The organism is Methylomusa anaerophila, assembly GCF_003966895.1.
GTDB lineage: Bacteria > Bacillota > Negativicutes > Sporomusales > Sporomusaceae > Methylomusa > Methylomusa anaerophila.
The window spans coordinates 4,526,965-4,533,154 of the sequence record NZ_AP018449.1; the positions used below are offsets into that span (position 1 = coordinate 4,526,965).

5 protein-coding genes are annotated in these 6,190 nt (G+C 50.0%); all 5 read right to left on the bottom strand.

Going from position 1 to position 6,190, the window contains the following annotated elements; all coding sequences use genetic code 11:
• Positions 1-158: 158 nt before the first annotated feature.
• The 5 genes from MAMMFC1_RS20465 to MAMMFC1_RS20485 all read right to left on the bottom strand — a co-directional run bounded on the left by MAMMFC1_RS20465 (position 159) and on the right by MAMMFC1_RS20485 (position 5,875).
• Positions 159-1,229, bottom strand: coding sequence for an ABC transporter substrate-binding protein (locus MAMMFC1_RS20465; RefSeq protein WP_126310253.1), 1,071 nt, complete (start codon positions 1,227-1,229; stop codon positions 159-161).
• A complete protein-coding gene (locus MAMMFC1_RS20470; protein WP_126310254.1) occupies positions 1,229-1,891 on the bottom strand; it encodes a DUF1847 domain-containing protein in 663 nt (220 codons plus the stop codon). Before MAMMFC1_RS20470 ends, MAMMFC1_RS20465 begins: the two co-directional genes overlap by 1 nt.
• A gap of 47 nt (positions 1,892-1,938) precedes the next feature.
• Positions 1,939-3,609, bottom strand: a complete 1,671-nt coding sequence (locus MAMMFC1_RS20475; protein WP_126310255.1) for an ASKHA domain-containing protein — start codon at positions 3,607-3,609, stop codon at positions 1,939-1,941.
• Between the two features lie 3 nt (positions 3,610-3,612).
• Entirely contained in the window at positions 3,613-4,635 is a 1,023-nt protein-coding gene (locus MAMMFC1_RS20480; RefSeq protein ID WP_126310256.1) for a uroporphyrinogen decarboxylase family protein, read from the bottom strand.
• Between the two features lie 187 nt (positions 4,636-4,822).
• Entirely contained in the window at positions 4,823-5,875 is a 1,053-nt protein-coding gene (locus MAMMFC1_RS20485) for a uroporphyrinogen decarboxylase family protein (protein ID WP_126310257.1), read from the bottom strand.
• Positions 5,876-6,190 lie beyond the last annotated feature (315 nt).

The following is a 6,190-nucleotide window of genomic DNA, read 5'->3' on the forward strand; positions in this document are numbered from 1 at the left end:
TCTCCTAGACAAACAGGTTTTATAAGCTTTTTCAGGGTAATGGACCCCTTGGAAGTTCAATACTTATATGTTGCCGTTGGAGGTTTCCGCATAGGTAACCAAGAACACGCAGGATAGAATGAAGGCTGTACCCATGCGGCGATTGATAACCTGCTAAGTTAAGGATTATTTTGGGCGAAATCCTTTTCCAGGTTAACATAGGTGGCGTTTTGCGGCTCACGGTTTCTTAACTGCTGCAGCGCTTCTTTATAAACAGATGAATCAATATATTTGCTGATATCCAGGTCGCTTTGAATATAGCCGGCGCTTTTCATAGCGTCCCAGAAAGCTGTAAACCGCTTTTTATCGGGGTCGGGAATGCTGTGAATATGGCCGCTGTAGGTAGCTTGTTTGATCATTGCTTTATCCAGCTTCACGTACTTGCTGAGGATTTCCACAGTTTCATCCTGATTGTTGATATAGAAGTCATAGGCGCGAATGAGGGCGCGGCTGAAACGCACATAAGCTTCACGATTGCTTTTAAGCTTATCATCAAGTGCTACCACCCGGCAGCAGGTATGGGCATCCATATACTTGGAAGACCATTCCACGACTTTCAAACCCTGCTGCTCGGCCATCTCCGAGAATGGAACCCAGACCAGCCCGGCATCGGCAGATCCTTTTTTTACTGCTTCCAGTACGGTAGTCGGTGAATCAAGTTCCTGAATGGCAACCTGATTCTTCCAGTCAATGCCGGCTTTAGTTAAAGCGGAGCGCCAAACAGCATCACCGGTTGCCAACCGGACCGTGGCGACCTTAGCACCGATGAAACCCTGTAAATTTTTAAAACGCTCGGCATTTTCCGGCTTGGCAACAACGGCGTGGCCTTCGCTCTGCATCCCGCCAATAACGACAAACGGCGTCCCTTTGGCGATAAAGGTCTGCGGCCCGGCAGTGCCAAAGGCACCGGCGTCAAGTTTGCCGCTTCTTACAGCATTCAGCCCTTCGCCGGAGTTGGTAAACTGGAAGAGTTCAACATCCAGGCCTTCTTGGGCGTAAAAGCCTTTTTCCTGGGCTACAAAGAATAATACATGGCCCACAGCCGGCAGAAAGCCGACATTAAATTTCATTTTATCATTCGGTTTGTCAGCCGCTGTATTGGCCTTCTGCGGTTGTGAACCACAGCCGGTCAGGATAAGGGACGCAAAAAAAATAATACCCATAATAGCCGCCAGTTTTCTCAGTTTCATTAATCTTTCTCCTCCTGCAGTAGACGCTTGTAGTAAAAACCGCTGGTGTACAAAGCCGCCGCCGGATTGTGTCCGGTCACACGGTCCTTGGTTATCAATGTTGTCACCGGTGCCTCCGAATATTTAATAAACAAGGAATCATGACCGACACACAAACCATTGATAACATTAAGATCAGTTTTTTCCTTGTTGAGTAGCTTGGCCTGGAGGACAGGATTACAGATGGCTTCGTAACAGCCCTTTTGCACTTTTAGCTCCTCCGGAATCCCTATTTGAGTTTTGTCAATAGAGCCTGCTTTGCAAAGCACGCTGTAACCGGTAAGTCCCTTGGCGGCAAGAACCTTGGCAAATATCCTGGTTTCGTTGATCAGACCGATGCAAGTGGCTATCCCGATTTTTTGGGCCCCGATGCGTTTGGCGAAAGCAACGATTTCTTCCACCCTAGTAAGCTTGCCGTAATAAGTGCCTTCAATCTCAGCCGCCGCCCGGGAAATTTTCGCGGTCAGACCATCGCCTTGGTACAGCCGCGTAACCTCCGCCACCTCTTCGCTGTCAGCATTGGCTGTCAAACAAAAATCAGGAAATACCTTATCCTGCCGGTAGCAGTTCAGGACACCGCAGTCGCTGCAGCTTAGCTTGCCAACATCTTTTTTTTCACTCATAAGATCCTCTCCCATTATAGCTTCGTAATACTGTGTGTTTGGTATTGTTAAAAATTGAGACAGCTTACAAACAATTTATCAAAATTGTCGGTTGTCGCCAATTCCAATACTTCCACGTCGGCAACCACTTCAGCCATTTCCCGCCTGGTTGCGTTATTTAACAAAAATGCCTGGCCGCCGGTTTTGGACGTGTTGCCGAGAAATTCAATCTTATCCCGGAAAGCCGGGGGAAGCAGACCAATGTTTATTAAACTTTCCGGATTAAGATGATAACCAAAGGAGCCGGCAATATATACCCGGTCAATCCCTTCCGGCTGCATGCCGCTTTTGGCAAGCAGCGCCTCGATGCCGGCCCGGATTGCCCCTTTTGCCAGTTGAACCTGCCGGATATCTTTCTGGGACAGGTACACAGCATCGGTTATTTGAAAAACCGGCTTGCCATCCTTTTTTATTACCCGGGCAGCGACCGCCGGCAGAGTTGCCGACCCGTTCAACCGGCCTGTGGCCTGAATCACTCTATGCTTGACAAGTTCGCCGACAATATCGATTAAGCCGCTGCCGCAAATGCCGGCAGGCGCCTCATTGCCAATTGTCTTAATCTCAATGGTGCCGTCGCCGGCAATATTAAATTTTTCAATGGCACCCGGCGCTGCCCGCATGCCGCAGGCAATATTCATGCCCTCGAAAGCCGGGCCGGCGGCGGTAGAGGTGGCAATAAGCCCACCGTCGGCAGCCAATACCATCTCCCCATTGGTGCCGATATCGACAAATAGCGTTAATCCCTTGAGTTTTTTAAGCTGGGCTGCCAATATGCCGGAAGTAATGTCCGCGCCTACATAAGCCGACATTACCGGCGGCAGGTAAATTTGAGCAAACTCAGCCGCATCAATGCCGTATTCACCGGCCCGGTACCGCGTACCGCCGGTAATAACCGGATTATAGGGAAATTTTCCCAGGGATGACGGATCTATATTCATGGCTAAATGCAGCATGCAGGTGTTGCCGCTAAAGATTATTTCGTAAATGTTTTGCCGCCTGATTTCCGCCTTGCCGGCGGTATCGCCGATCATTTGGTTAAGGATGCTGATGAATTCCGAATGCATTACCTCTAATCCATCAGGAGTGGATGCGTATTTTATCCGGGACAGAACATCCTGGGCATGATGGCTTTGCGGGTTGAGCGCCGCCGCTGTGGCTAGTTCCTGTCCGGTATTAAGATCAAACAAGGCTGCAACCAGCGTAGTTGTGCCAATATCCACAACCAGCCCATAGTTTTCCTGCCGGGTATTTCCTTGTTCCACGCCGAGCAGTTCATTGTCAGCCCATATTTCCGTTCTGTCGGCGATATCGTTGTATCTTTTGTCAACCAGCCCGGCGACGGGAATCTCCAGACTATGCCCATGCTGGATAATTTGCACATTCCTGCCGTCCGGCCTGGCCGCAACCTCTACCACCAGCTCGCCTGCCACCGGGGTAAGGCAGGCCAGTACGATTCCCTGCGCCCGTTCTTCCTCTGTAATTCCGGTTGCCTGATTGCCATCAACAGATACTAATTCCTGATTTAAAATTTTCACTTTGCATTTTCCGCAAGTCCCGTTACCGTTGCAGGGCGATTCAATAAGTATTCCGGCCTTACGCGCCGCCGCCAGAATGGATACACCGGTGGTTGTTTCAACTGTAACTTTTTTATCGGCCCGCTTAAATGTAACCCTGGCCACCGGCTAACCCTCCTTGACCGCCCCGGTCATGGCCTGAATGTGTTCCAACCGGGTGGAAGTGCTCAGACCGCAGGCCGGCGCGATAATATCCACACCGTCGCGTACTAAAAGGCGAGCCCGCTCAGCCACTTTTTCTGTTGGGCCAAATTCCAGAAGATAAGTGCTAAGATTACCCATGGTAGTCACGCCGGGAAAATCCTGTTTCAACTGCCGCAGGTTCACAACGGCATCGGTGCTGATGGCATTAGCCTTAATTGCCGGTATAAGATGACGCACTGCCGCCATATTGCCGCAAATGTGGACGATAACCGGCGCTCCCTGTGCCTGAACGGCGTCAATAACCGTGTTAATATATTTTACGGCATATTCCTCAAACATTTTCGGTCCTAAAATCTCACCGGTGGCGGTAGGATCACTGATGGAAATAACGGTGGCACCGTTGCCAATCATTTCTTGCGCGAACTTAATCAGCAGCTTACTGACATAATCAAGCACCCGGTGGGCGCCTTCCCGGTTTTTGCGCAATTCTTTCAGAAAGGGTACCGGATCAACCAGCGATGCCGCTGTACTTATCGGTCCGGTCAAATTCCCGATAACCGGGATATCCGGCTGTTGTTTCGCGAGCAAATTCACCGCCTGGACAACGGTCTCAACCCGACCGGCGCCAAGCATGTCCTCTACATTCTTAAGCTTTACATCACTGACGGAAGGATAGATTTCCCTGACGATTTTGGGTTCACAGGTCAGTGTTCCATAGCTCACTTCACTGCCCAGCACCTCGGCCTCCACCGTCAGACAAAAAGGTATGCCAAGATTCTCAAAGCCAGTGTAATTTGTTACATCGGCAGCCAGTTCCGCCATCAGGCCGGCATCCTTATGGGCCGCCGGCAACGTATGGCCGGTGGTATTCATAACATCAACAACGGCCGCGTTCATCATACCGCCGGGACAAATTACCGGCGGCCGGTCAACCGGCTCTTGACGCAAAACTTTTAACAGACGCTCTTTGGGACTTAATGCACTCATTTTAGACACCCCTTACAGATTGTTTAGCTATTCAGGTTATCAAATACCACGAACTGCTTAGAAATTGCCAGATGCTAGGCGCGACGAGAACCGGAACGGAAGCGTACTGGTTCTACGCTGGAGTGAGGACCGCAGGAGCAACGACGCAGATGGCTGTTTATAAGCAGTTCCCTACTTAATGGAATAGTTACAAGTTATTAATATTTACAGGGTACCCTATCTCCCTGACGGCGTCAAGCATGGCGTCAATGTTGGCGAAGGGGGTCTCTGTCGGCAGGCTGCAGCCTGACGCCACAATAAAACCTTTCGGATTGTCATAAGCTTCTTTAACGCACTCAATAACGGCCTTTCGCACATCAGCCGGCGTACCCTGAAGCATGATCTCGGAAGGCTTAACATTACCCATAAGCCTCACCCGGCCGCCAACCTTATGTTTGGCCTCAAGCAAGCTGGCGGCGTTGTCAATACTTAAGCAATCGGCGCCGGCTTCACACATCAGCTCCCAGATCTTGGCCGTTTTGCCGCAAATGTGCAGTGTTACCGCTTTACCGCAGGAATGAATATAATCGATAAGCTTCTTTAAGTAAGGCAGGGAAAATTCCCTAAATTGCCGGGGACTGATCAGGGTTGTTGACGACATTGCATCAGTGAGGCTGGGCGAACAGCCGGCGTCAATAATAGCTTTGGCATAACGCAATGCCGTTTCCAATGAGACTTCGCACAGCTTATGCACGGCTGGGGGGTTTTTACCCACTAATCTGACCAGGTTCTCAGTGCCGATTAGAAAGGAGGCATTGGTAAACGGACCAGTTACCGCCCCGGTTACCGGCACTTCTTTTCCCACCTGTTCGACTGCGATGCGCATAGCTTCCAAATGCTGGGGCAAATTGCCGTCTTTATAAGGGTCGGCCGGCTGCAGCGACCCAATCTGGCCGACCTCGCGGACGGCAGGAATATCAAGGTAAGCCGTTTCATCTGCGGGATAATATACTTTAGCGCCCATCGCTTCCGCCTGAGTATAAAGATCGGTAAAAATACGGATGATATCATAACCGAATCGCTTATAGGCTGCAACCTGAGCTTCGGCAATCAGGCGGCCATTGCCGCGGAATTCGGATACTTTCACGCCAATTACCCTGGCAGCAGTATTTCCCACAATCGGTACACACGGCAACCTGTCAATCGGTTCCCCTTTACTGTAGGCGGCAAACCGCTCAATTGCTGTCATTTGATCAGCCATTACGCAACACCTCCAACTAATTTGCGGGCTAACGGAACGGCCTTAGCAGCATTAGCGGCATAAGCGTTCGCGCCGCCAGTCCGTTTCACTAACCTCATTAAAATTACATTTGACTATATTTGGCAAAACAAAAAAGGCTAGAAAAACCCTTTACAGATTTTTCTTAGCCTTCAGTATTCTGATCAGCAAGCAAATATTTGATTTATTTAAACTCAATTTATCATAAAATCAAGCCGGCGTCAAGATCAGCCACATAATTTTGTCCAATGTGCAAACCGGAGCATCAGCCGTGAAATCGCCGCCGGTAACGCCCGC

Bases quoted from the DNA above. Each gene is read 5' to 3' on its own strand.
- MAMMFC1_RS20465 (WP_126310253.1), bottom strand. From the start codon at position 1,229: ATGAAACTGAGAAAACTGGCGGCTATTATGGGTATTATTTTTTTTGCG.
- MAMMFC1_RS20470 (WP_126310254.1), bottom strand. From the start codon at position 1,891: ATGAGTGAAAAAAAAGATGTTGGCAAGCTAAGCTGCAGCGACTGCGGT.
- MAMMFC1_RS20480 (WP_126310256.1), bottom strand. From the start codon at position 4,635: ATGAGTGCATTAAGTCCCAAAGAGCGTCTGTTAAAAGTTTTGCGTCAA.
- MAMMFC1_RS20485 (WP_126310257.1), bottom strand. From the start codon at position 5,875: ATGGCTGATCAAATGACAGCAATTGAGCGGTTTGCCGCCTACAGTAAA.